Raw genomic sequence first — 25,257 nt, 5'->3', positions numbered from 1 at the left:
CCCGCCCCGCGCGCCCGCCCGCCGGATCGCCTGGCCCAGCGGGGCCGCTCGCGACCATCGACCCGCCAGGCAGGCCGACCGGACGGTGCGTGGGCGCCGTGTCGGTGGTCCGGTGCACAATCACCGGTGTGACCGCTGACGAGAGCACCCGTGGACCCCTGTTGATCCTCGATGGCGCCAGCCTCTGGTTCCGCGCCTACTACGCGATCCCCGACAAGCTCAGAGGGGCCGACGGACGGTCGGTGAACGCGCTGCGCGGGTTCACCGACATGGTGGCCTCGCTCGTCACCAAGCACCGCCCGAGCAGGCTCGTCATCGGCCTCGACCTCGATTGGCGGCCCCCGTTCCGGGTGGCCCTCGTGCCCTCGTACAAGGCGCATCGGCTCGACACCAGCACCAGCGCTGCGCCCGGCGCGGAGGAAGTGCCCGACACGCTCACCCTGCAGGTCGAGATGATCCTCGAGGTGCTCGAAGCGGCGGGCATCGCCACCGGCGGCGCGGAAGGCCTCGAGGCCGATGATGTGCTCGGCACACTCGCGAGCCGCGAACGCACCGACCCGGTCGTCGTCGTCAGCGGTGACCGCGACCTGCTGCAGTTGGTGCGCGACGACCCGGCCCCACCGGTGCGCGTGCTGTACGTCGGTCGAGGTCTGGCCAAGGCCGAACTGTTCGGTCCCGCGGAACTCTCGGTGAAATACGGTGTGCCCGAACAGAACGCGGGTCCCGCCTACGCCGACATGGCGACCCTGCGCGGCGACGCCTCCGACGGCCTGCCCGGCGTGGCGGGTATCGGCGACAAGTCCGCTGCCCACCTGATCACGAAATTCGGCTCGCTCGATGCCCTCATGGCCGCCGTCGCCGATCCCGGTTCCGACATCGCCAAGGGCGTGCGCGCGAAACTCGTTGCCGCGCAGGATTATCTGAAGGTCGCCGCCCCGGTCGTGCGGGTGGTCCGCGATGCCGACGTGATCCTGTCGCGCCCCGACATCCTGCCCGCCACCCCGGCCGACCCCGACCGGCTGCTCGCGCTGGCCACGGCCTACAACGCCGAGAGTCCGATCACCCGCCTGGTCAACGCGCTGACCGCCGCCCACGCCGACTGACCGGGTCGCGCACCGAAACGACACCGGGCCGCCCGCGAATGTCGCGGACGGCCCGGAATACGGAGTGCGAGCGCCTAGTTCGGGCGACCGACCTCGTACGTGCCATCTTCCTTGGTGATCTTGACGGTGACCTTCTTCGCCTCACCGCTGACCTTCAGGTCGCAGGTGAAGGTCGCGTCGACCTCGACGGCCTGACCGGAGGGGCAGCTGACATCGGAGACATCGGCGATCCCGTAGGAATCCTTCAGCACGCGCGACACACCGTCCTGCACGGCCGCGTTGTCGAGTTCGTCCGAGGACAACAAGACCACGAGCAGACCGATGACCGCGGCCACCACGAGCACGCCCGCGGCGATGAGCCCGATGATCAGACCCTTGCTCTTACCACCGGAGGACTGCGGCGGCTGCTGGCCCCACGGCTGCTGCGGCGCGGGCTGCTGCCCCCACGGCTGCGGCGCGGGCTGCTGGCCCCACGGCTGCTGCGCGGTACCTGCCTGGTTGTTCCAGTCCTGCGGCGGCGGCTGGGTCTGGCCCCACTGCTGCTGCGGCCCGGTCGGCTGCTGCGGCACCCCACCATGCTGCGGCTGCTGGCCCCACGGCTGCTGCGGCTGCTGGGGTTGTTGTCCCCACTGCTGCGGCTGCTGCGCGTTCGGATCGTTCCACTGCTGGGTGGGCTGGGCGCCCTGTTGTGGCGGCTGCTGCGCGCCGCCCCAGTGCTGGGTGGGACCGGCGCCACCGGCCCCCTGCTGACCCCCCCAGTGCTGGGTGGGGTCGTTGTTCCCCTCCCCGGGTTTGTTCGGTCCGTAAGGGCCGCTCATCCACTCGCCTCCACTCGCATCATTAGTTCATACGGTAGCCCCCCGCGCCGGGCCTGCCGCATTCATACGACATCCGCCTCACGGTCGGTACGCGAAGAAATCAAATCACAGACGCCCCGACTACGCGGCGTCCACCGCGACGACACCCCGCCGCACGGCACGGACCGCCTTGGCCGCGGTGGACGCGACCTCGGGGTCGTCGGCGGTGTTGTGGATCTGATCGAGCAGGTCGATCACCTGCCTGCACCACCGCACGAAATCGCCCGCCGACATCGTGGTGCCCTGGTCGCCACTGGCCAGCAACGCCTCGGCCAACGCATCACCGCGCGACCATTTGTACACCCCGGTCACGAAGCCGAGGTCGGGTTCGCGGGTGGGCGGAAGTTTGTGCCGCGCCTCGTCGGAGCGCAGTTGCGACCACACCTCGATGGTGGCCGCGATCGCCCGGCGGATCGGGTCGGTCGGTCCAGCCGGTGTGAGCAGGCCGGTTTCCTGTCGCGATTCGTAGACCAGCGTGGATACCACCGCGGCGAGTTCGGCCGGGCCGAGTCCGCGCCACAGACCCTGACGCAGCGCCTCGGCGACCACGAGATCGCTTTCGGCATAGATCCGGGCCAGCCGCCTGCCGTCGGCGGTCACCTCGCTGTGCGCGACGAACCCGCGTTCCTCGAGCAGCCCGACGATCCGATCGAAGGTACGCGCCAGCGAATTCGTGGTCGCGGCAACCTTTTGGCGCATCGTCTCGGTCTCGCGGGCGAGCCGTGAATACCGCTCGCCGGTACGGCTCAGTTGCTCGAGATCGGGACGATTGTGCGCGGGATGGGAACGGAGACTGCGCCGCAACGTCGAGAGTTGACGATCTTCGCCGCCACGGACCCGATCGTTACGCCTGCCGCGGCGCGGAGCCGAGATCCCGGTGCCGCGCAACGCCGAGGCCAGGTCGCGGCGGATGCGCGCGGCCCGGTGATCGACCCGACGCGGCAGATCCATGCGTCCGAGTGCTTCGGCGGGTTCGGGGAAATCGGCCGCGGACACCCGCCCGGCCCAGTGGTCCTCGGTCAAGACCAGTGGACGCGGGTCGCCGGGCGTCTGGTCGGGTTCGAGGATCACCGCGAGCCCGGAACGTTTGCCCACCGGAATGGACACCACGTCACCGCGGCGCAACCCGATCAGCGCCTGCACCGCGGCACCGCGCCGATCGGCGCGACCCTGCTGCTGGATATCGCGCTCTCGCTGCTTGATCCGGTCCCGCAGCGAGAGGTACTCCATGAAATCGCCGTCGACGCCACCGAGTTGACTCTCCAGCTTGCGCAGCGCGCCTTCGTTGCGCTCGATGCCACGCACCAGCCCGACAACCGACCGGTCGGCCTGGAACTGCGCGAACGACCTCTCGAGCAGGGTCCGCGCCTCCTGGGCGCCCATCCGGTCGATCAGATTGATCGACATGTTGTAGCCGGGCCGAAACGAGCTACGCAGCGGATACGTGCGGGTGGAGGCGAGGCCCGCCACCGCGCTGGTGTCGACCTCGGGCCGCCACAGCACCACCGCGTGGCCCTCGACGTCGATGCCGCGCCTGCCCGCACGCCCGGTGAGCTGGGTGTACTCGCCGGGAGTCAGCTCGGCGTGGGTTTCCCCGTTGAACTTCACCAGCCGCTCGAGCACCACCGTGCGCGCGGGCATGTTGATGCCGAGTGCCAGGGTTTCGGTGGCGAACACCGCACGCACCAGACCCTTGACGAACAGTTCCTCGACGGTGTGCCGGAACGCGGGCAACATGCCGGCGTGATGGGAGGCCAACCCGCGCTGCAGCGCCTCGCGCCACTCCCAGTAGCCGAGCACCTCCAGGTCGCCTTTCGGCAGATCACCGGTGTGCTTTTCGATGATCGCGTCGATCTGCGCGGCCTCGCCGGGAGAACTCAGATCGAGCCGGGCGCGCAGGCACTGGGCCAGTGCGCCGTCGCAGCCCGCGCGGCTGAAGATGAACGTGATCGCGGGCAGCAGGTTTTCCTCGTCGAGCCGAGCGAGCACGTCCGGTCGCGGGAGCGGTCGGAAGTTACCGCCGCGCCCACCGCGTCCGCGCGGACCGCCGTGGCCGTGCATCCGGTCGGCGCTCTCGCGCTGGCGGATGAACCGGACCAGGTCTTCGTCGACCACGACCTTGCGATCGCTGGACTTGGTGTCGAACAGGTCGAACATCCGCCGACCGACCATCACGTGCTGCCACAGCGGCACCGGTCTCGTCTCGTCGACCACCACCGCGGTGTCGCCGCGTACGGTTTCCATCCACGCGCCGAACTCCTCGGCATTGGACACCGTGGCCGACAGACTCACCAGACGCACATCCGGGGACAGGTGCAGGATCACTTCCTCCCACACCGCGCCGCGGAACCGGTCGGCCAGGTAGTGCACCTCGTCCATCACGACATAGGACAGCCCGTGCAGCGAATCCGAGGACGCGTAGAGCATGTTGCGCAGCACCTCGGTGGTCATCACGACCACCGGCGCGGCGGGATTGATCGATTGGTCACCGGTGAGCAGGCCGACGCTGTCGCGGCCGTAGCGGGCGGTGAGATCGGCGAACTTCTGGTTCGACAGCGCCTTGATCGGTGTGGTGTAGAAGCACTTTCCGCCCGAGGCCAGCGCCATGTGCACGGCGAACTCGCCGACGATCGTCTTGCCCGCACCGGTGGGGGCGCACACGAGCACGCTGTGCCCGTCTTCCAAGGCCGCGCACGCGGTGCGCTGGAAGGGGTCCAGATCGAAAGAGATTTCACCGGCGAATTTCGCCAGTTCGCTGGGCAGCCCCGGAGTGTCGGTCACCCCTCAGAGCGTATCGGAGTAGTCCGACACCGGGCGCGCGGTTTTCTCCGGCTCACGCACCGGATCGGCCGACGCCACCGGATCGGCCGACGCCACCGGTTCCGGCGTCTCCAGCGGTGAGGCCTGTTCGTCGTCGAGCGGGCCCCAGCCCTCCTTCGCCTCCCGGCGGGCCTTGCGCGCGTCGCTGAACCGCGCGAATTGGACCGCGAACTCGAACAGCACGGTCAGCGCGATCGCCAGCGCCAGCATCGAGAACGGGTCCTGCGGTGTCACGATCGCGGCGAAGACGAACAGGCCGAAGATCATCCCGCGCCGCCACGCCTTGAGCTTGACGTAGGGCAGCACCCCCACCAGATTCAGCCCGATGATGATCAACGGCGTCTCGAAACTGACGCCGAAGATGATCAGCAACTGGATGATGAAACCGAAGTACTGGTTACCGCTCAGCGCGGTGATCTGGACGTTGTCGCCGATCGTCATCAGGAACGACAACGCGTGCGACACCACCACGTAGGCCAGGACGGCGCCCGCCACGAACAGCACCGAGCCCGTCACCACGAAACCGACCGCGAGCTTGCGTTCCTTCGCGTACAGCCCCGGGGTGATGAACGCCCACAGCTGATACAGCCAGAACGGGGTCGCGATCACGACGCCCGCGGTGAGCCCGACCTTCAGTCGGAGCATGAACTGGTCGAAGGGCCCGGTGGCGAGCAATCGGCACGCACCGTCGGGGCTCAGGCTGGCCCGCGCCGATTCGGGCAGCGCACAGTAGGGGCCACGCAAGAGATCGCCGAGGCTCTCCAGTCCGAAGAGGGTGTGCGCGTACCAGAAGAAGCCGATCAGCGTGGTCACCGCGATCGCGGCCAGTGCCAGCAGCAGCCGGGTGCGCAGTTCCTGCAGGTGCTCGACCAACGACATGGTGCCGTCGGGATTCGTCCTGCGCTTGGTGCGCCGTGGATCGAACGGGATGCGCATGGTGGGTGGTGGCCTCTAACCCTCGGTTCGGCGGATGCTCGGCGACAACTTTTGACGAGACAGCACTTCGCCCCGGAGCGGTAACTACCGCTCCGGGGTGATTGCCGAGGTCAGAGGGTTTTGTGGCCCTGCTGCGGTTCGACGATCGGGGTCTGCGCCTGCGTCGCCGACGCGGACAGCTGCTGCTGCGGCGCGGGGGCGGCGGGGGTGGTGGTGGTGGCCGGTGCGTCGTTCGTCGCCGACTCCGCCTGCATCTGCCCGACCTCGCTCTTGAAGATGCGCAGCGAACGGCCGAGGCCGCGTGCCGCGTCAGGAAGCCGCTTCGCGCCGAAGAGCAGAACGAACAGCAACGCGATGATCAGCAGGTGCGTCCAGCTGAACGTGCCCATTATCAGATACCTCCAAAGACTGTGGTGATTACCGATGCTACCCGGATTCGGACCACGATGAACGCGCAGCCGCGGCGGCGTTCGCCGCGCGTTCAATCCGCTACGGCGGCCGCCGCCCCGGACAGCTCCGCGAGCAGCCGACTTCCGGTGAACCGCGCGGTGTCGCCGGATTCGGCGATCCTGATCAGCTCCGTCAGCCGACGGTTGACAGGCGTCGGGTGGCCGACCATCTCGCCCAGGCGCACGATTTCCCCACACAACCACGCGATTTCGGTCCGGCGGCCCAGCGCTAGATCATCGGCCATCGACGAGCGGGCGAGCGGATCGATGGCGAGCACCCGGCCGAACACCCGCCGGAAGACCGCGTCGGGAACTCGCAGCAAATGCACCATCAACTCGGGCGGAACTGGGGTGAGCTGGGCGGGCCGAATTCGCGCAGTGTTCATCACGGCGAGGGCTTCGGACTGGGCCAACGCGAGGCAACGGCGATAGTCACGCTCGGCGAGTTCTTCGCGCAGCGGCCTGCCCGACAGTGCGTTGATCGGGTTGTTCAGGTTGAGCAGCAGTTTGGCCCACTGCACCGGACGCAAGTCGCGGTGGCGGCGCAGGGGCAGTCCCGCGGCGCGGAACCGGTCGGCGAAGCGGTCGACGACCTGGTCGTCCTGAATCGCGACGACGCCGTCGCTGGCACGGTGGAAACACCCGCGACCGCGGTGCACCACGTTGAACATCACCATCCCGGCCAGCGCGATACTGGTCGGCAGGATCTCGCGGATCAGGCTCGCGTTGCCGATACCGTTCTGCAGGCTCACGACCGGCGTGCCGGGGCGCAATCGGCCCGCGACAGCGCGGACCGCGGCGGCGGTGTCGGCCGATTTCACGGTCACCAGGACCAGGTCGGCCAGTTCCGGTTCGTCGGGTTCGAGCGCGAGGCCGAACCGATCGGGCGGTACCTCGGTCGAACCGCCGTCCAGATCGGTCAGGCGCAGGCCGTGCTCGGCGATGTCGTCGAGAATGCGCTGACGGCCGACGAAGATCACTTCCATGCCCGCGGCGGCCAGGTGACCGCCGATGAAGACCCCGACGCTGCCCGCGCCGAGGACGAGTACTCGCTGACTCACGCGGGTTCGGTCTCCCCCACCAGTCCGGCGGCCGCGTAGGCGGCCAGGGCGGCATCGGCGCGAATGCGCACCGCCGCCACCAGTTCCGGTGGTCCGAGCACGCTGACCCCGGTGCCGAAGCCGAGCAGCAGCCGGGCCATCCAATCCGGGGAGGCGAAGCGCATGCCCGCCTCGATGCTGCCGTCGGCGCGCGATTCGATGCGGTGCATGGGGTACTGGTCGAGCACCCACGCGTAGTCGGCGCGGATGCGCAGCCGGGCCAGCGGCACGTCGGGGTCGTCCTGGAACAGGTCGAGCGCGGCCGCGTCGGCGGCGGCGTGGCTCGGCGGACGGGCCGGTTCGTCGAGTTCGGTGGCGTCCTCGATCCGGTCGAACCGGAACAGGCGAACGCCTTCGGCCTGCCTACACCAGGCCTGCAGGTAGCTGTTGTTGTCGACCAGCACCACCCGAATCGGGTCGACGATGCGTTCGGACACCTCGTCGCGGCTGGCCGAGTAGTAGACCAGACGCAGCGCCCGCGCGTCGGCGAGCGCGGCACGCACGGTCGCGACCACAGGTTTCTCGACGGGCACCTCCACCGGTTTGCCGGTGACGACGGCGTCGGTGCTGGCGATCGCCGATTCGATCTTGGCGATGGCTGCGTGGGCGGCGGTCGGGTCGACCATGCCCGGCATCTCCACGATCGAGCGCAGGGCCACCAGCAGTGCGGTGGCCTCGGTGGAGGTCAGCCGCAGCGGTCGTTCGATGCCGGCCGAGAAGGTGACCTCGATGCTCTCCTCGGAGAACGACAGGTCGATCAGATCGCCGGGACCGTAGCCGGGCAATCCGCACATCCACAGCTGGTTGAGGTCGCTCATCAGCTGTTTGGTGGTCACACCCAGTTCGGCGGCGGCCTCGGCCGCGCTGATACCCGGGTGCGCGAGTAAGTACGGCACCATGTTCAGCAGGCGCGAAAGGCGTAGGGACAGACGCGAACTCACGACGTGACCTCCGTGTGGTCGAGTACCGACCGTAGCCGGTCCATCACGTCGGCGCGCAGTTCCGGTGGTTCGAGTACCAGGACATCGGGGCCGAGGCCGGTGATCAGCCGGGCCACCCAGTCGCGGGAGCGGACCGGCACCTCGAGCACCGAGCCGGGACGTCCGCCCAGGTCACGGGTGTCTACTTCGGTGCCGATGCGGCGCAATTCGCGACCGCGGCCCTTGGCGACCCACACGGTGGCCGACCCGGTGACGGGAGCGTCGCCGGTGACCCGGTCGACGATCGCGCGCAGATCGGTGTGCGCGGGCTTGTGGACCGCGTCGACCGGACCGTAGGGCCGCACCTCACCGCCGATGCGCGAGAGCCGGAACGTGCGAACGGCGTCGCGTTCACGGTCGTGCCCGACCAGGTACCAGCGCCCGTGCCGGGTCACCACACCCCATGGTTCGACGTCGCGGGTCACGAACGGATCGGTGACGGCACTGTGGTGGCCGAATCGCACGGCCTGCCCCGCGTCGATCGCGGCCAGGAGTTCCCGCAGCACCGGCTCCGAACCGCGAGTCCGGGCGGGCACCGCGGGCACCGACACCCCGACGTTGTCGGTCTCGACGGTGACCCCGGCCGCGCGCAGTTTCAACAACGCGCCCTCGGCCGCACCCGCCAGTTCCGGTGACGCCCACATCTGCACCGCGACAGCGACCGCCGCGGCCTCTTCGCTCGACAGGTCGATATCGGGCAGCTCGTAGGCGTCCCGGTTGATCCGGTACCCCTCCAGGGTCGAGAACCGTCCCACCGGCCCGACTTCGAGCGGGATGCCCAGATCGCGCAACTCGTTCTTGTCGCGCTCGAACATCCGGCTGAACGCGTCGTCGGTCACGGAGTCCTCGTAACCGGCCACGCTCGTGCGAATGCGTTCCGCACTCAGGAACTGCCTGGTCGACAGCAGCGCGATGACCAGATTCATCAGCCGCTCGACCTTGGATATCGCCACCCGATAGAGGGTAATGGTCGCGCCACCTCCCCCGCGCGTCGGCGCATGGTTGCGAGTTCGTCGCCTCGGCGGCACGGAGCTGCGACAGTTCACGAGTTCGGCCGTGGCGAGCGCACGTCGCGCTCGCCACGGCGGGAGATCACAGCAGACAGCGGGCGATGGAATCGGCCACGCAAGCCGGGCGCTCGGCTCCCTCGAGTTCCACGGTGACATGGCGGTGGATCTGGACGCCGCCGGGTACTTCGGTCACCTCGGTGAGGGTGAGGTGGGCACGGATTCGGCTGTCGACCGGGACCGGGGTGAGGAAGCGGACTCGGTCGAGGCCGTAGTTGATGCCCGCCTTCGCCGCGCTGACGCTCATGATCTGCTGGGTCATGGGCACGATCAGCGACAGCGTGAGGAAGCCGTGGGCGATGGTGGCACCGTAGGGGCCCGCGCCAGCACGTTCGGTGTCGAGGTGGATCCACTGGTGGTCGCCGGTGGCTTCGGCGAACAGGTCGATGCGGCGCTGGTCGACGGTGACCCAGTCGCTGGGGCCGAGTTCGGTGCCGATCGCGGCGCGCAGGGCGTCGAAATCAGCGAAATCCGTGGTCATGCCGCTCCTCCGAAACGTTGGCGCAGTTCGCGCTTGAGAACCTTGTGGGTGGGGCCCAGGGGTAGCTCGGTGACGAATTCGACCCGGCGCGGGTACTTGTACTTCGCGACCTGTTGCTTGCCGAAGTCGATCACTTCCTGCGCGGTCACCGCGCCCTCTGGCACGACGACCGCCACGATCTCCTCACCGTAATGCGGGTCGGGCACGCCGATCACGGCAACCTGCGCGATGTGTGGGTGCCGGATCAGGGCCGCTTCGACCTCGGTCGGATAGACATTGAATCCGCCGCGCAGGATCATCTCCTTGATCCGGTCGACGATGCGCACCCGGCCGGTCTCGTCGCGGGTACCGAGGTCGCCGGTGCGGAACCAGCCGTCGATCACCGCGGCCGCGGTCGCCTCCGGTCTGCCGGTGTAGCCGCTGAATACGTTGTGGCCACGCACCACCACCTCCCCGACGTCGCCGATCGGCAACAGTTCGATGCGGTCGGTGATCGCGGGATCGGCGATCTCCACGTCGACGCCCCACACCGCGTGTCCGACCGTGCCCGCCTCGGTGCCGAAGCACGGCTGGTTCACCGCGGCGGTCGGCGAGGTCTCCGACAGCCCGTACCCCTCGAGCACCGGCGCGTGGAAGAGCCGCTCGAATTCCTCGAGCACGGCGACCGGTAACGCGGCGCCACCGCTGATACACAGTTTCAGCTCGGGCAGTTCCGGGGCCGCGGCCGCCGCCTCGATCAACGACAGATACATCGTCGGCACCCCGTGGAACAGGTTGACCCGCTCGGCCGCCATCAGCGAAACGGCCGCGGCCGCATCGAATCTCGGCATCAGCACCAGGGTGCCGCCGACCCGCCAATGCGAGTTCATCGACACCGTCTGCCCGAAGACATGGAACAGCGGCAGGGCACCGAGTGCGATGTCGTCGCGGTGGATCTCGTTGGCGTCGAAGGTGTTCACCGTCGCGCACATCACCATGTTGAGGTGGCTGAGTTCGGCGCCCTTGGGTGTGCCGGTGGTGCCGCTGGTGTAGAACACGACCGCGGTGTCCAGTGGGCTACGCGAGACGAAGTTCGAGATCGCCTCGCCGACAAGCTCTTCGGGTGCCACCACGTCGATGCCCGCGCCGCGCGCGGCTTCGGTCCCGGTGGCCGCGACCATCGGATGACAGATCAGCAGCGAGGCGCCGCTGTCGCGTAGCACGTACTCCATCTCCGGCGCGGTGAGCAGCAGATGCACGGGCACCACCGTCGCGCCCGCGGCCAGGATGGCGAAGTAGGCGCGTGGGAAGTCCGCGGTGTTCGGGCACAGCAGCCCCACGCGGTCACCGGGTTTCACCCCGCGGGCGATCAGGGCACCCGCTTGCTCACGGGCCTGGTGCCACAGATCGGTGAAGGTTATGCGGGTGTCGCCTTCGATCAGCGCGAGGTGGTTCGGTCGGCGGCGGGCGGGTTCGGCGAGGATGCTCGCCAGCGAGAGTGTGGCGTTCACAGGCCCATGTCCTTCGCGATGATCATCTTCATTACCTCGCTGGTGCCGCCGTAGATCCGGTTGACCCGGTTGTCGGCGTACAGGCGGGCCACCGGGTACTCGTTGATGTAGCCGTAGCCGCCGTGCAATTGCAAGCAGCGGTCGATCACGCGCGAGGCCACCTCGGAGCAGAACAGTTTGGCCGAGGCCGCGTCGGCGGCGGTGAGCTCATCGCGATCGAGGGCTTCCAGGGCCCGGTCGACGACCGCTTCGGCCGCGTCGACCTCGGCCTGACAGGCGGCCAGTTCGAACTTGGTGTTCTGGAACTGGGCGACCGGCTGACCGAAAACGGTCCGGCCCCTGGTGTATTCGAGGGTGAACCGGATCGCCGCCTTGGCCTGGGCGTAGGCACCGAGCGCGATCGAGAGCCGTTCCTGCGGCAGGTTCTGGCCGAGGTAGCTGAAGCCCTTGTGCGCCTCACCCAGCAGGTCAGACACCGGAACACGCACATCGGTGAACGACAGTTCGGCGGTATCGGACACCTTCAGACCCAGCTTGTCCAGCTTGCGGCCGACCGAGTACCCGGGTGACTTCGTATCGACGACGAGCAACGAGATGCCGTGGCGGCGATCGGTTTCCGACGGCGGGGCGGTCCGCGCGCAGACGATCACCCGATCGGCGTGCACGCCACCGGTGATGAAGGTCTTGGATCCGTTGAGCACATAGTGCGTGCCGTCGTCGGAAAGCTGTGCGGTGGTGCGCATTCCGGCGAGATCGGAACCGGTGCCCGGCTCGGTCATCGCGATCGCGAACATGACCTCACCCGAGACGAACCCCGGCAGCCAGCGCTGCTTCTGTTCCTCGGTCGCGAGGTTCTTCAGATACGGCAGGCACAGCCCGACGTGCACGCCCGAACCACCGAAAGACACACCGGCGCGGGTGGTTTCCTCCAGCAGGATCGCCTGGAACTTGAACGATTCGATGCCGGCGCCACCGTATTCCTCGGGCACCTCGATCCCGAACACCCCGAGATCGGCCAGCTTGCTGTAGAACTCGCGTGGCACGATGCCCGCCTCGTACCACTGGTCGTAGACCGGTGAGACCTGCGATTCGATGAACGCGCGCACGGTCTTGCGAAATGCTTCGTGCTCGTCGTTGAAAACTGTTCTCTGCATGGTATTTCTCCGAAACCTAGAGACGGCGTCCGCCGTCGACATACACGGTCTGTCCGGTGACGAATCCGGCATCGTCGGAGGCGAGGAACGCCACCACATTCGCGATGTCGGCAGGCACGCCGACCCGTCGCAGCGGGGTGATCTCCGCGGTTTTCGCCTGCAGGTCCTCGGCACTCACGCCCATCCGCGCCGCGGTGGCCGCGGTCATCTCGGTGGCGATGAAGCCGGGGGCCACGGCATTGACGCGGATTCCGAACGGACCGAGTTCCATGGCGAGCGTGCGGGTCAGGCCCTGGATGCCCGCCTTCGCCGCCGCGTAGTTGGCCTGGCCACGATTGCCGAGCGCCGAGACGCTCGAGGTGTTGACGATGGCGCCGCCACCGTTGTCCACCATGTGCTTCTGCGCGGCCTTGCTGCACAGGAACGCACCGCGCAGATGCACCGCCATGACCGTGTCCCAGTCCTCGACCGACATCTTGAACAGCAGGTTGTCGCGCAGCACGCCCGCGTTGTTCACGAGCACGTCCAGGGAGCCGAACGCGGCCACGGTGCGCGCCGCCGCATCCGACACCTGGGCCTCGTCGGCGACATCGCAGCCGAGGCCGATCGCGGTGCCGCCCGCCGCGTTGATCTTCCCGGCGGCCAGCACCGCGGCGTCGGCGTCGAGATCGACGACGGCAACGGCGAATCCGTCGTCGGCCAGGCGGGCCGCGGTCGCCGCACCGATACCGCGGGCGGCTCCGGTGACGAAGGCTGTTCGGTGGGTCATGGGTCGTACTCCTGTGTCAGACAATGGCGTTCACGCCGGTGAGGGCGCGCCCGATGAGCAGTTTCTGGATCTGGGTGGTGCCCTCGTAGAGGGTCAGCACGCGGGCATCGCGCAGGTACTTGGCGACGGGGTATTCGTCGATGTAGCCGTAGCCACCGAACACCTGGATCGCGTTGTTCGCGGCCTTGACCGCGGTCTCGGAGGCGAACAGCTTCGCCATCGACGCGGCGGTGCCGAAGGCTTCCCCGCGATCAGCGAGATCGGCTGCGCGCCAGGCGAGTAGCCGGGCAGCATCGGTCTCGACGGCGATATCGGCAAGCAGTTCCTGAACCAGCTGATAGCCGGCGATCGGCTTGCCGAACTGTTCGCGTTCACCGGCGTAGCGCACCGCGGCCTCGAGACAGGCGCGGGCGACGCCGACGCACCCGGACGCGACCCCGATGCGCCCCTTGTCCAGCGCGGACATCGCGATCCGGAACCCCTGACCCTCCTCGCCGAGGCGCAGCGAGTCGGGCACCCGGACACTGTCGAGGACGAGTTCGGCGGTGGCCTGGCCGCGCAGACCGAGCTTGCCCTTGACCTCGGTGCGGCCGAAACCCGGTGCGTCGGTGGGCACCAGGAACGCGGTGACACCCTTCGGACCCGGGCCACCGGTCCGCGCGAACACCAGCGCGGTATCGGCCCAGGTGCCGTTGGTGATGAAGATCTTGGTGCCGGACAGAACCCAGTCCGACCCGTCGCGGATCGCGCGGGTGTCCAGGTTGGCGGCATCGGAGCCGGTGCCGGGCTCGGTCAGCGCGAAACAACCGAGCGCCGAGCCCGCACAGATCCCGGGCAGGAACCGCTGCTTCTGTTCCTCGGTGCCGTAGGCGGCGATCGACTTGCCGAACAGGCCGAGCGAGACCGACACGATGCCGCGCACCGCGCTGTCTCCGCGTCCGAGTTCTTCCAGCAGCAGGCAGTAGTCCATCATGTCGCCGCCGGAGCCCCCGTACTCCTCGGTGATTCCGATGCCGAGGAAACCCAGCGCCCCGAGTTTGCCGACGATCGCGCGATCTACCGATTCGTCGCGATCCCACTGCGCCGCATACGGCACGACTTCTCTGTCCACCCAGGTGCGGGCGAGTTCGCGCAGGTCGGACTGCGCGGGGGTGAGCTGGAAATCCACGGAACCACTCCTGAACCAAACGCCGTTAGGTTTACCCGGGCACCATATCCTAACGCTGTTCGGTTAATCAAGGGACAGTTCGGCATCGGTGATACCGTTCGATTCCCGACGAGAAGGAGGACCGCATGGCGAGGCCGCGCGTACCGCTGTTGAGCCGCGAGCGCATTCGCGACGCCGCGCTGGTCCTGATCGACCGCGACGGACTCGCCGAGGTCTCCATGCGCAAACTGGGCGCCGAACTCGGCGTGCAGGCCGCCTCGCTCTACGGCCACTACCCCAACAAGGACGACCTGTTCGACGACATCGCCACCGGCATCATGCGCCTCGTCGACACCTCGAGCTTCGACACCACGAGCTGGGACTCAGCACTCGCGGACTGGGCCCGCAGCTACCGCGCCGCACTGGCCACCCACCCCAATTTCGTGCCGTACCTGGCAACGGGCCCCGGCCGCCGGGCCGAGAACCTGCGCGCCGCCGACGCCGTACACGGCGGTCTGGTCCGCGCGGGCTGGCCGCCGCGCTACGCCACCATGATCGGCGCGGCCACCCGTTACCTGGTCATGGGTTCGACAGTCGGCTCCTTCGCCGGCGGCTTCGCCGACGACGTCCAGGTCTACCGCGACCGCTACCCCCACCTGAACCAGGCGCACCTACTGCGCGCGATCGCCGACGAAATCGACGACGACAGTTTCGAATTGGCGCTCACGTCGTTCATCGCCGGACTGACCGCCACCTACGCGACGGTCGTCACCGCGGACTGAGCCGCCCACCACACAACGGAACCGGTGGCGCCTACGCAATCGCTCCCATGCGCCACCGGTTCCGTCGTCGGTCCCCCCGTCTGAGGGGTTCGCCTACATCGAGGCGATCAGCCGGTCGACTCGCTCATCGACGGACCGGAACGGATCCTTGCACAGCACCGTGCGCTGTGCTTGATCGTTCAACTTCAGGTGCACCCAGTCGACGGTGAAATCACGGCCGGCTTCCTGGGCGGCGGTGATGAAATCACCGCGCAGTTTGGCGCGGGTGGTCTGCGGCGGCGTGTCCACCGCGGCATCGACGGCGTCGTCCTCGGTGATCCGCTTGGCCAGACCCTTACGCTGCAGCAGATCGAAGACACCGCGACCGCGTTTGATGTCGTGGTAGGCCAGATCCAGCTGGGCGATCTTGGGATCCGACATCTCCATGCTGTAGCGATCCTGGTAGCGCTGGAAAAGCTTGCGCTTGATCACCCAGTCGATCTCGGTGTCGACCTTGGCGAAGTCCTGCGCCTCGACCGCGTCGAGGGTGCGACCCCACAGGTCAACCACCGCGTCGACCTGCGGATCGCGGTCGCGGTTGCGCAGGTGCTCGACGGCGCGGGCGTAGTACTCGCGCTGGATTTCCAGTGCGCTGGCCTGACGTCCGCCCGCCAGGCGCACGGGACGACGGCCGGTGAGATCGTGGCTGACCTCGCGAATGGCCCGTATCGGATTGTCGAGCGCGAAATCGCGGAACGACACCCCGGCTTCGATCATCTCCAGCACCAGCGACGCCGTGCCCACCTTGAGCATGGTGCTCGGTTCGGCCATGTTGGAGTCACCGACGATCACGTGCAGGCGCCGGTACTTCTCGGCGTCGGCGTGCGGCTCGTCGCGGGTGTTGATGATCGGGCGCGAGCGAGTGGTCGCCGAGGAGACGCCCTCCCAGATGTGCTCGGCCCGCTGCGACAGGCAGAACGTGGCGGCCTTCGGCGTCTGCAGCACCTTGCCCGCCCCGCAGATGAGCTGGCGGGTGACCAGGAACGGGAGCAGCACATCGGAGATCCGGGAGAACTCGCCGGCGCGCACCACGAGGAAGTTCTCGTGGCAGCCATAGGAGTTGCCCGCGGAGTCGGTGTTGTTCTTGAACAGGTAGATGTCGCCGCCGATACCTTCTTCGGCGAGGCGCTGTTCGGCGTCTATGAGCAGGTCTTCCAGCACCCGCTCGCCTGCCCGGTCGTGGGTGACCAACTGCACCAGGCTGTCGCATTCGGCGGTGGCGTACTCGGGATGCGATCCGACGTCGAGGTACAACCTGGCACCGTTGCGAAGGAAGACATTGGAGCTACGGCCCCAGGACACGACCCGGCGGAACAAGTACCGGGCTACCTCGTCGGGGGACAGCCGACGGTGACCGTGGAAGGTGCATGTCACACCGAACTCGGTCTCGATCCCCATGATTCGTCGCTGCACCCTTTCGACAGTACAGCCATGACCAGTACCCGCGCGGCGCTCCTGACATCCCATTCGCATACGTGTTCACAACGATTCGTACAGCGAACGACCTCCGCGCACACGACGAGATCAGGCCTGTGAACCACGGTGGTTCACAGGCCCGATCATGATCGTGACGGCGGGTTATTCCCCCGCGCCGTCGTCGGGTTCGGGCAGCTTCGCCTCTTTCACCGCTTTCGGCTTCGACGCGGCCAACGCCGTCTCCAGAGCGGGTCCCTGCAGCCTGCGGAACGCCCGGCGAGGCCGTTGCTGCTCGAGCGTGGCCACCTCCAGGGACGCCTCACCGAGCGAACGCTTGTCCTTGTCGGCCTCCGGCTGACCGGCCACCAAGGCGCCGATCGCCACCTTCAACGCGTCATCGAGCGACAGCCCCGGCTTGTAGGCCGCCTTGAGCTGGGTCAGGATCGGCTCGGTGGTGCCACCCATGACGACGTACTCGCGTTCGTCGACGATGGAACCGTCGAAGGTGATCCGGTACAGCACCGAAGTCGGTGACTGTTCCGGATAACCGACCTCGGCGACGCAGATCTCCACCTCGTAGGGCTTGAGCTGGTCGGTGAAGATCGATCCGAGGGTCTGCGCGTACAGGTTGGCCAGCCCACGCCCGGTGACATCGCGCCGGTCGTACTGGTAACCCTTGAGGTCGGCCTGCAGGATGCCGCCGCGGCGCAGTGCCTCGAACTCGTTGTACTTGCCGACCGCGGCGAACCCGACGCGGTCGTAGAGCTCGCTGACCTTGTGCAGCGTCGCCGAGGGGTTCTCGGCGACGAACAGCACACCGTCGGCGTAGACCAGCACGATCACACTGCGACCGCGACCGATGCCCTTGCGGGCGAGCTCGGTCTTGTCGCGCATGATCTGCTCGGCCGAGGCGTAATACGGCAGCGTCATAGGACGGCGCCCCCTTCTTCCGCGGCTTCCCGGTCGGCGATCACACCGCGAGCGATCTCGGCGAGACGATTCTCACCGATCTCCTCCGCACCCTCGGCACCGATCACCACCGCTGTCGGGTAGATCCCGCGCAGCATGTCGGGACCACCGGTGGCGGTGTCGTCGTCGGCGGCGTCGAACAGCGATTCCACCGCGATCCGCAAGGCCCGGTCCTGGTCGATGCCGCGCTGGTAGAGCTTTTTCAGCGACGACTTCGCGAATGTCGAACCGGATCCGACGGCGGTGTAGCCGAACCGCTCCTCGCTGCGTCCGCCGACCACGTCGTAGGACACGATGCGGCCGGACCGGTCGAGGTCGAGGATCTGATCGTCGAAACCGACCAGCAGCGGGATCGCGGCCAGGCCCTGCATGGCCGCGGGCAGGTTGTCGCGCACCATCTTCGACAGCTTGTTGGCCTTACCGTCGAAGGTGAGCGGCACGCCTTCGATCTTCTCGTAGTACTCCAGCTCCACGGCGAACAGCCGCACCATCTCGATCGCGATGCCCGCGGTGCCCGCGATGCCCGCGGCCGAGAAGGTGTCGGTGATGTACACCTTCTCGGTATCGCGGCTGGCCAGCAGGTTGCCCATGGTGGCCCTGCGGTCGCCCGCGATCAGCACGCCGCCACGGTAGGTGACCGCGACGATGGTGGTGCCGTGCGGCGCCAGGTCCTTCGTCGCGGTCAGATCCGAGACCGGAAACCTGTTGGCGGGCAACAGGTCCGGTGCGTGCATGCGGAGATGTTCGGTGAACGAGGAGAGAACCCGCCCCGCGTGGAGGCGCAAGGGGTCACCTGGGGTCACTGGCCGCCCTTCTGCACATACGCCCGCACGAAGTCCTCGGCGTTCTCTTCGAGCACGTCATCGATCTCATCGAGCAAGTCGTCGGTTTCCTCCGCCAGCTTCTCGCGGCGTTCCTGCCCTGCCGCGTCTACGCCCTCGGGGCCCTCGTCCTCGTCGCCACCCCCGGCGCGCTTGGTCTGCTCTTGTGCCATGGCAGCCGACCTCCTCTTCCTCATCACGATGATCGTGTGTGTCCCACAACCCTACCGAGCGGATCCGACAAGGTGGTCGATAGCGATCGGATTGTCGCGCAGTCGACCCCTTCGTCGCGTCAGTGGGTGAGCTGTTCGACCAGTTCCGCGGCCGTGCGCGAGGCGTCGAGCAGCTTGCCGACGTGCGCTTTCGTGCCCCGGCGCGGTTCCAGCGTCGGGATCCGAACCAGCGAATCACCACCCAGATCGAAGATCACCGAATCCCAACTGGCGGCGGCGATATCGGCGCCGAAGCGGCGCAGGCATTCACCGCGGAAGTAGGCGCGGGTGTCGGTGGGCGGGTTGGTCATCGCGTCGAGCACCTGCTGTTCGCTGACGAGCCGCTTCATCGACCCACGCGCGACCAGCCGGTTGTAGAGGCCTTTGTCCAGGCGCACATCGGAGTACTGCAGGTCCATCAGGTGCAGTTTGGGCGCGGCCCAGCCCAGGCCCTCACGACTGCGCATGCCTTCGAGCAGGCGCAGTTTGGCGGGCCAGTCGAGCAGGTGCGCGGCCTCCATCGGGTCGCGCTCGAGCAGGTCGAGGACCATCGCCCAGTTGTCGAGGATGTCGAGCACGCGCGGGTCGTCGTTGCCTTGGCGGTGGACGAACTTGGCGGCCCGCTCGTGGTAAAGCCGTTGCAGCGCAAGGCCGGTCAGCTCGCGGCCGTCCGCGAGTGCGACGGTGGCGCGCAGCGTGGGGTCGTGGCTGATCTGGTGCACGGCGGTGACCGGGCGGGCGAGCTGGAACTCCGAGAGGTCCTCGCCGCCCTCGATCATGTCGAGCACCAGTGCGGTGGTGCCGACCTTGAGGTAGGTCGACATCTCGGCGAGGTTGGCGTCGCCGATGATCACGTGCAGTCGCCGGTATTTGTCGGCGTCGGCGTGCGGTTCGTCGCGGGTGTTGATGATGCCGCGCTTGAGCGTGGTCTCGAGGCCGACCTCGACCTCGATGTAGTCGGCGCGCTGGGACAGCTGGAATCCGGCGTGGTCACCGGACTGGCCGATGCCGACCCGGCCCGCGCCGCAGATCACCTGGCGGGAGACGAAGAACGGGGTGAGTCCCGCGATGATGTGGCTGAACGGGGTGTCGCGGCTCATCAGGTAGTTCTCGTGGGTGCCGTAGGAAGCGCCCTTGCCGTCGACATTGTTCTTGTACAGCTGCAGCCGGGGCGCTCCCGGCACACTCGAGGCATGCCGCGCGGCCGCTTCCATCACCCGCTCGCCCGCTTTGTCCCAGATGACCGCGTCGAGCGGGTCGACGACCTCGGGCGCGGAGTACTCGGGGTGGGCGTGGTCGACGTAGAGCCGGGCGCCGTTGGTGAGGATCATGTTGGCCGCGCCGACCTCGTCGGCGTCGATGACCGGGGCGGGCCCACTCATCCGGCTCAGGTCGAAACCACGCGCGTCACGCAGCGGGGATTCCACCTCGTAGTCCCAGCGGGTCCGCTTGGCTCTCGGCACGCCCGCGGCGGCGGCGTAGGCGAGAACGGCCTGTGTGGAGGTGAGGATCGGGTTGGCCGTCGGCTCCGTGGGGGTCGAGATGCCGTATTCGACCTCGATTCCGATGATGCGCTGCATGCTGTCGAGCCTAGGCGACGCGTCGGACCCGCACCCGCATCTCTGCCCAGCGAGGCCGCTGGAGGCCAGTAACATCCCCCGAGTGGGGGACCTGGAATCGTTCTCGCGAGCGATCCGCTGGGCGGGGGCGCGCGCCGATACTCAGTGCATGACCGACGCCGTCACACCCGCCACCGCGGCACCTGCCGCGCCCCGGGCCGCTCGCATGATCGCCTTGGACGTGCTGCGCGGCATCGCGATCCTGGGCACCCTCGGTACCAATATCTGGATCTTCACCAGCGCGGCGGGGATGATCGGCTACCTCGACCAGCTCGGCGCTACCCCCGAGAACGCCTGGATGTGGTCCGAACGGGTGCTCCAGCAGATCGCACAGGGAAAATTCCTCGGCCTGCTGACGGTGATGTTCGGGATCGGACTGGCCATCCAGCAGGGTTCGGCACAGCGAGGTGCCCGGCCGTGGCCGGGCAGATACCCCTATCGCGCGGGGCTGCTCCTGCTCGACGGTTTACTGAACTTCCTGTTCGTCGCCGAGTTCGACGTCCTGATGGGTTACGCGCTGACCGGCCTCGTCGTCGCCTATGTGCTCGCGACAAGTGAACGCGCACAACGCCGTTGGCTGATCATCGCGGCCTCAGTCCACGTGACGATGTTGACGCTGATCGCCGCCGCCCTCGCCTTCGCACCGGCGCGGGAGAGCGCCGCTTCGACACCGCTCGACCCGAATCCCTATGCGGACGGCTCCTTTTGGGATCTGGTGCTGTTCCGGCTCGACAATGCGCTGATGTTCCGACTCGAGACGATCTTCGTGTTCCCGATGTCGATCGCCCTGTTCCTGGTCGGCGCGCGGTTGTTCCGGGCGGGCGTCTTCCGGCCCGAAGGAGCGCGAATTCGACGGCGGCTCATGGTGATCGGGTTCGCGGTCGCCGCGCCGCTGGACCTGGCGGTGGGCATCATCGGCGGCGGCGACTACATCCTGTTGACGCGCTACGGGACGGCACCGTTCGTCGCCCTCGCCATCCTGGCCGCGGTCGCCGAGTTCTACCTGCGCAGGCCCCACCTCGGGTTCGCGGGCGCACGCCTGAGCGAAGTCGGCCGTACCGCGCTCAGCTGCTACATCCTGCAGAACCTGATCGCCGGAATACTCTGCTACGGCTGGGGTTTCGGGCTCGCGGCGCGGGTCTCGGATTCGGCACGGGTGCCGTTCACCGTGGCGATCTATCTGTTCGTCGCCGCGGCGATCATCGCGTTCGCGCACCTGTGGCTGTGCCGTTTCGAGCGCGGGCCCGTCGAGTGGCTGTGGAATCGGACCTATCGTGTGCTGGCCGGGTGAGTCAGCGCAGTCGCTCACTGGGCGGCGGGGCCGCGTCCGGCGCGATGAGCAGGTCGGACACGAGTGAATCCCGTTGCAGCGGAACACCGAGACTGCGGGCATTGCCCTCGAACAGCGACAGCACCGACTCGGTCAGAATGCCCTGCACCTGCTCGGTGGTGAGCACCGGCTCCGACTCTGCACGCCAACTCGCCACCACACCGTCGACGAGGCCGACGATGCCGAAGGCCATCGGCCGCCCGCGCGCGGGTTCGATGCCGAAACGGGCCAGGCTGGCCGCGAAGATATCGGCCAACTGACCACTGACAGCACGTCCGGCACCGCTGAGGCTCGGTGCGCCCTGTGGGGCGGCGTCGCCGAGGAAGCGGTGCAGGTTCGGGTGGCGTTCGATCCAGCCGAGATAGGTACTGATGGCGCCACGCACCGCGTCCTTGAGCGTGCCATCGGGCTGCAGGGCGGGCAGCAACTCCGCGAGCAGCAGTTCCAGGATCCGCCGCCGCGCCAGCGCGTCGAGTTCTGCCCGGCCACCGACGTGGCGGTAGACCACAGGTCGCGGCAGCGCCAGATGTTCGGCGATCAGCTGCACCGAGATCTCGAGACCGTGTTCCTCGATCACCTCGACCGCGGCGTCGATCATCTCCGCGCGACGACGCTCTTTGTGGCCGTGCCAGCGGGTGGCGCGGCCGTCACCTGCGGTCTGATCGGCATGCGCGGATGGTGCAGTCACAGGGCCAAGGATACCCGCGGTGAAATTGACCGTGACATCGCGTTCCATCTACATATGTGTTACTCAAAGTAACACTTAGTGTCGCGTTCGGCCGTACTTACGTCTCCACATTACCCGAGCCACTCTTTCGACGCGCAGAGAGTGCGGCGGGCACCGGTATGCTCGGTGTCGTGCAGGCACGGGCGATGGTGATGGCGTACGCGGTTCTCGCGTGCGTGCTGCCCGCCTTCGTGCTCATTTCCACGCCCGGCGGTGAGGCCACCCGCATGCTCGCGTTCGGCGCTGTCGCCGCCGCGATGGTGTGCGCGCTGGTCGCGGTCACCGGTCGCAGCCGGCTGCCCGTTCGGGTCGCGTGTGCGGGTCCACCGCGGTCGGCGCAGCGCCGACTGCGCGGATCCTTTCTGCGACAGAGCAATCCGGATGCTGCCGGTCGTCCACGTCCACGAGCTCCGGGGATCGATCACCACTGACAGGTGCCGCGCCATCGGCGCCGCCTGTCGGATTTCGTGATCCCACTCCCCTTTTCGTGCGTTCGCGCACGCTTCACGGACAGGTCGTCCCGTCATGCTCGATTTCGTGTACTACCCCGTGTCCGCGGTCCTGTGGTGCTGGCACCAACTCTTCGCCGTCCCACTCGGCCCGGCCAGCGGTCTCGCGTGGCTGCTCGCCGTCGTCGCCCTGGTCGTCACCGTCCGCGCGCTGCTCGTGCGCACCGCACTACGACAAGCCAGGTCCCAAAAGATCCTGCGCTCGCTACAACCACAGATGGACACCATCCGCCGCACCCATCGCGACGACCCGCGCGCCCAGGCCGAGAAGATCCGGCTGCTGCATCGCGAGCACGGCGTGCGCATGTTCGCCGGGTTCGTTCCGCTCATCGCCCAGGGACTGGTCTTCCTCGGCCTGTTCCACGTGCTGCGCTCGTTCGACCGCACCGGCACCTACGCGGTCGGCCCGTTCACTTCCACAGACCACCCACTGCCGGTCGACGTCAACAGCGCCACCGCGAACTACCTGTTCGGCGCACCCGAGGTCCGCGCGTTCCTCGACGCCGGATTGTTCGGCGCACCACTGTCGGCGACCCTGTCCGGCGCGGGCGAGGTGTTCGTCGCGGTGGCCGTCCTCGCCGTCCCGCTGGTGCTGATCGCCGCCCTCGCCACGCATTTCACGGCGCGGCTGACCCCGCCGGTCGCGGACAACAGCACGGCGGCGATCATGCGGAACCTGTCGCTGTGGGTGTTCCCGGCGGGTGCGCTCATCGGCGGCGCGATCCTGCCGGTCGTCGTGCTCACCTATTTCGCCACCAACGCGCTCTGGACCTGCGGCCAGCAGTACCTGATCCGCCGAACGCTCGACGCCGAAACCGCCGCGGCGCGGGCCGCGGTCGCGACCGCGGCCCGCGCCGCCGCACCCCGACCGGGGGTGAAGCCCCAGCGCCGGAAGCGGTGATCAGCGCTGCCCGGCGGTTACCCTCGGGCGGTGTCTGCGAATCCGGAGGACGAACTGCTCGCCGTCTACGACGCCGAGGGGCTGGTGATCGGCGAGGCCCCTCGCGGCACCGTCTACCGCGAGGGGCTGTGGCACGCGAGCGCGGGCGTCCTCGTGCGGTCGGCGGACGGAACGCGCGTGTACGTCCATCGGCGCACCGACAGCAAACTCGTTTTCGCGGGCATGCACGACTGCCTCGCGGGCGGCGTGGTCGACGCCGGTGAGAATCCGTCCGACACCGCGATCCGGGAACTCCGTGAGGAACTCGGCATCGCCGTTCCCGTCGGCACCGTACTTCCGTTGCGCGCCACCGCGTCCTGGGACGGCGACTGGGCGGGCCGCGCGCTGCGCTGTCACCTGTTCGGTTACGAGTACCGCTACGACGGTCCGATCGTCCACCAGCCGTCCGAGATCACGGACGGCTGGTGGTGGACCGACGCCGAACTGCGTGCGCACCTGCGTGATCCGGCGTGGCCTTTCGTTCCGGATACACGGGTCATCCTGGACGGCCTGCTCGCCGGAGACGACGACCACTGATCAGGTCACCTCCGGGCGATCACGACGATCCGTCGAGCGCGCGCAGCGATTGCTCGTCGCGGGCCACCACCGCACCGCCGTCGGCGGTGAGCACGATCGGCCGCTGAATCAGCTTCGGGTTCTCGGCCAAGGCACTCAACCACCGCTCCCGATCAGCCTCGGTGCGGCCCCATTCCGCCATGGCGAGGTCCTTGGCGATCTGCTCGCCGGTGCGGGTGATGTCCCACGGCTGGGCGCCGAGCCGCGCCAGCACCGCCCGCAGTTCCGCGACCGTCGGCGGATCATCGAGGTAGCGGCGCACGGTGTAGTCCACGCCTGCCGCGTCCAGACGCGCGGTGGCGGTGCGGCTCTTCGTGCAGCGCGGGTTGTGCCAGATCTCGGTCTGCCCAGATGTCATCATCGCAGCGTAGGGCACCTGCGGTGCGGGCAGCGGCCGCGCATCCCATACTGGGACGATGAGCGATAGCGTGCGTTCGGAAAACCCGTACGGCACACCGACAACCAGCGGCCCCGAGCCGATCCGTGCCAATCAGGCCAGGGTCAATTCCGTGGTCCGCAGCCTGTTGAAGGTGCCGGTCCTGTCCGGCATCGTCGGCAAGCGGCTGGCGACCCTGCATGTCGTCGGCCGCAGATCCGGTGCGGTCTACGACGTCCCGGTGGCCTACACAAAACACGATGACACCCTGCTGATCGGTACCGCACTGCGTCCCTGGGTGAAGAACCTGCAGGGCGACGGCCAGATGACGCTCTCGCGCGGGCGCTCCCCCGAATCCTTCACCGCCACTGTGTATACCGAGGAGAAGGACGTCATCGACCTGTTCGCGGTGATCGCGCGCGACAACAAACAGAACGCGAAGTTCAACGGCATCGGCTACCTGCCCGACGGTGAACCGTCCAAGGCCGACATCTACCAGACCTGGCAGCAGGGCGGGGTGGTCATCGGACTCACGCCGCGCTGAGCACTGCCCCGGCGGCCCATCGGCACTCCGATGGGCCGCCGGGG

Annotated in this window: 26 protein-coding genes; 7 read left to right on the top strand and 19 right to left on the bottom strand. The window is 68.0% G+C overall.

From position 1 onward, the window contains the following. The first annotated feature begins 128 nt into the window (after positions 1–128). Positions 129–1,103: a 5'-3' exonuclease H3TH domain-containing protein gene (locus tag ACLJPD_RS14150; RefSeq protein ID WP_410872539.1), complete on the top strand. Its 975-nt coding sequence runs from the start codon at positions 129–131 to the stop codon at positions 1,101–1,103. Between the two features lie 74 nt (positions 1,104–1,177). Here the strand turns inward: ACLJPD_RS14150 and ACLJPD_RS14145 are convergent, their stop codons facing one another. The 12 genes from ACLJPD_RS14145 to ACLJPD_RS14090 all read right to left on the bottom strand — a co-directional run bounded on the left by ACLJPD_RS14145 (position 1,178) and on the right by ACLJPD_RS14090 (position 14,374). Continuing rightward, positions 1,178–1,921, bottom strand: coding sequence for a DUF4333 domain-containing protein (locus ACLJPD_RS14145; protein WP_410872538.1), 744 nt, complete (start codon positions 1,919–1,921; stop codon positions 1,178–1,180). A 120-nt stretch (positions 1,922–2,041) separates the two neighbouring features. Beyond that, entirely contained in the window at positions 2,042–4,741 is a 2,700-nt protein-coding gene (locus tag ACLJPD_RS14140) for a DEAD/DEAH box helicase (RefSeq protein WP_410872537.1), read from the bottom strand. Positions 4,742–4,744: 3 nt separating this feature from the next. Beyond that, positions 4,745–5,716 carry a twin-arginine translocase subunit TatC gene (tatC, locus tag ACLJPD_RS14135; RefSeq protein ID WP_410872536.1) on the bottom strand — a complete coding sequence of 324 codons (972 nt, stop codon included), beginning with the start codon at positions 5,714–5,716 and terminating at the stop codon, positions 4,745–4,747. Between the two features lie 110 nt (positions 5,717–5,826). Further along, positions 5,827–6,105 carry a Sec-independent protein translocase subunit TatA gene (gene tatA, locus ACLJPD_RS14130; RefSeq protein ID WP_410872535.1) on the bottom strand — a complete coding sequence of 93 codons (279 nt, stop codon included), beginning with the start codon at positions 6,103–6,105 and terminating at the stop codon, positions 5,827–5,829. 92 nt (positions 6,106–6,197) lie between these two features. Beyond that, positions 6,198–7,226 carry a 2-dehydropantoate 2-reductase gene (locus ACLJPD_RS14125; RefSeq protein ID WP_410872534.1) on the bottom strand — a complete coding sequence of 343 codons (1,029 nt, stop codon included), beginning with the start codon at positions 7,224–7,226 and terminating at the stop codon, positions 6,198–6,200. Next, a complete protein-coding gene (locus ACLJPD_RS14120) occupies positions 7,223–8,206 on the bottom strand; it encodes a helix-turn-helix transcriptional regulator (protein ID WP_410872533.1) in 984 nt (327 codons plus the stop codon). Before ACLJPD_RS14120 ends, ACLJPD_RS14125 begins: the two co-directional genes overlap by 4 nt. Next, on the bottom strand, positions 8,203–9,198 hold the full coding sequence (locus ACLJPD_RS14115) for a helix-turn-helix transcriptional regulator (RefSeq protein ID WP_410872532.1): 996 nt from the start codon (positions 9,196–9,198) through the stop codon (positions 8,203–8,205). The genes ACLJPD_RS14120 and ACLJPD_RS14115 overlap by 4 nt, the downstream gene beginning before the upstream one ends. 139 nt (positions 9,199–9,337) lie before the next feature. Beyond that, a complete protein-coding gene (locus tag ACLJPD_RS14110; RefSeq protein ID WP_410872531.1) occupies positions 9,338–9,793 on the bottom strand; it encodes a MaoC family dehydratase in 456 nt (151 codons plus the stop codon). Beyond that, entirely contained in the window at positions 9,790–11,283 is a 1,494-nt protein-coding gene (locus tag ACLJPD_RS14105; protein WP_410872530.1) for a long-chain-fatty-acid--CoA ligase, read from the bottom strand. The genes ACLJPD_RS14110 and ACLJPD_RS14105 overlap by 4 nt, the downstream gene beginning before the upstream one ends. Next, on the bottom strand, positions 11,280–12,437 hold the full coding sequence (locus ACLJPD_RS14100; protein ID WP_410872529.1) for an acyl-CoA dehydrogenase family protein: 1,158 nt from the start codon (positions 12,435–12,437) through the stop codon (positions 11,280–11,282). The genes ACLJPD_RS14105 and ACLJPD_RS14100 overlap by 4 nt, the downstream gene beginning before the upstream one ends. Positions 12,438–12,453: 16 nt before the next feature. Further along, entirely contained in the window at positions 12,454–13,206 is a 753-nt protein-coding gene (gene fabG / locus ACLJPD_RS14095) for a 3-oxoacyl-ACP reductase FabG (protein ID WP_410872528.1), read from the bottom strand. A gap of 16 nt (positions 13,207–13,222) precedes the next feature. Continuing rightward, the gene (locus ACLJPD_RS14090; protein WP_410872527.1) at positions 13,223–14,374 is read right to left on the bottom strand and encodes an acyl-CoA dehydrogenase family protein; all 1,152 of its coding nucleotides are present in this window, start codon (positions 14,372–14,374) and stop codon (positions 13,223–13,225) included. Positions 14,375–14,499: 125 nt separating this feature from the next. On the opposite strand from ACLJPD_RS14090, the gene ACLJPD_RS14085 reads away from it, so the two are divergent. Next, a complete protein-coding gene (locus tag ACLJPD_RS14085) occupies positions 14,500–15,135 on the top strand; it encodes a TetR/AcrR family transcriptional regulator (protein ID WP_410872526.1) in 636 nt (211 codons plus the stop codon). 93 nt (positions 15,136–15,228) lie between these two features. Here the strand turns inward: ACLJPD_RS14085 and pafA are convergent, their stop codons facing one another. The 5 genes from pafA to dop all read right to left on the bottom strand — a co-directional run bounded on the left by pafA (position 15,229) and on the right by dop (position 20,172). Beyond that, positions 15,229–16,587, bottom strand: coding sequence for a Pup--protein ligase (gene pafA / locus ACLJPD_RS14080; protein ID WP_410872525.1), 1,359 nt, complete (start codon positions 16,585–16,587; stop codon positions 15,229–15,231). 165 nt (positions 16,588–16,752) lie between these two features. Further along, entirely contained in the window at positions 16,753–17,520 is a 768-nt protein-coding gene (prcA, locus tag ACLJPD_RS14075; RefSeq protein WP_410872524.1) for a proteasome subunit alpha, read from the bottom strand. Continuing rightward, entirely contained in the window at positions 17,517–18,293 is a 777-nt protein-coding gene (gene prcB, locus ACLJPD_RS14070; RefSeq protein ID WP_410872523.1) for a proteasome subunit beta, read from the bottom strand. Before prcB ends, prcA begins: the two co-directional genes overlap by 4 nt. A gap of 65 nt (positions 18,294–18,358) precedes the next feature. Next, positions 18,359–18,553 carry a ubiquitin-like protein Pup gene (locus ACLJPD_RS14065; protein WP_019047503.1) on the bottom strand — a complete coding sequence of 65 codons (195 nt, stop codon included), beginning with the start codon at positions 18,551–18,553 and terminating at the stop codon, positions 18,359–18,361. 119 nt (positions 18,554–18,672) lie between these two features. Next, positions 18,673–20,172, bottom strand: a complete 1,500-nt coding sequence (dop, locus tag ACLJPD_RS14060; RefSeq protein WP_410872522.1) for a depupylase/deamidase Dop — start codon at positions 20,170–20,172, stop codon at positions 18,673–18,675. A gap of 148 nt (positions 20,173–20,320) precedes the next feature. Between dop and ACLJPD_RS14055 the strand changes: the two genes are divergently transcribed. Beyond that, a complete protein-coding gene (locus tag ACLJPD_RS14055) occupies positions 20,321–21,502 on the top strand; it encodes a DUF418 domain-containing protein (RefSeq protein ID WP_410872521.1) in 1,182 nt (393 codons plus the stop codon). 1 nt (position 21,503) lies between these two features. On the opposite strand, the gene ACLJPD_RS14050 is transcribed toward ACLJPD_RS14055, so the two are convergent. Further along, on the bottom strand, positions 21,504–22,229 hold the full coding sequence (locus tag ACLJPD_RS14050; protein WP_410872520.1) for a TetR/AcrR family transcriptional regulator: 726 nt from the start codon (positions 22,227–22,229) through the stop codon (positions 21,504–21,506). A 170-nt stretch (positions 22,230–22,399) separates the two neighbouring features. On the opposite strand from ACLJPD_RS14050, the gene ACLJPD_RS14045 reads away from it, so the two are divergent. From ACLJPD_RS14045 to ACLJPD_RS14035, 3 genes are all read left to right on the top strand, one after another. Then, on the top strand, positions 22,400–22,699 hold the full coding sequence (locus tag ACLJPD_RS14045) for a DUF6412 domain-containing protein (RefSeq protein ID WP_301901024.1): 300 nt from the start codon (positions 22,400–22,402) through the stop codon (positions 22,697–22,699). A gap of 94 nt (positions 22,700–22,793) precedes the next feature. Continuing rightward, entirely contained in the window at positions 22,794–23,678 is an 885-nt protein-coding gene (gene yidC, locus ACLJPD_RS14040; protein ID WP_410872519.1) for a membrane protein insertase YidC, read from the top strand. Between the two features lie 30 nt (positions 23,679–23,708). After that, positions 23,709–24,254 (top strand): NUDIX hydrolase, encoded by a 546-nt coding sequence (locus ACLJPD_RS14035; RefSeq protein WP_410872518.1) that lies wholly within the window; start codon positions 23,709–23,711, stop codon positions 24,252–24,254. Between the two features lie 19 nt (positions 24,255–24,273). On the opposite strand, the gene ACLJPD_RS14030 is transcribed toward ACLJPD_RS14035, so the two are convergent. After that, positions 24,274–24,651, bottom strand: coding sequence for an arsenate reductase family protein (locus tag ACLJPD_RS14030; RefSeq protein ID WP_410872517.1), 378 nt, complete (start codon positions 24,649–24,651; stop codon positions 24,274–24,276). A gap of 58 nt (positions 24,652–24,709) precedes the next feature. Here ACLJPD_RS14030 and ACLJPD_RS14025 point away from each other — a divergent pair, with 58 nt between their 5' ends. Next, on the top strand, positions 24,710–25,213 hold the full coding sequence (locus tag ACLJPD_RS14025; protein ID WP_410872516.1) for a hypothetical protein: 504 nt from the start codon (positions 24,710–24,712) through the stop codon (positions 25,211–25,213). Positions 25,214–25,257 lie beyond the last annotated feature (44 nt).

The organism is Nocardia sp. A7 (assembly GCF_046549215.1).
In the GTDB taxonomy this organism is placed as follows: domain Bacteria; phylum Actinomycetota; class Actinomycetes; order Mycobacteriales; family Mycobacteriaceae; genus Nocardia.
The sequence above is the reverse complement of the archived record's forward strand: the minus strand, read 5'-3'. Positions and strand labels throughout refer to the sequence as shown.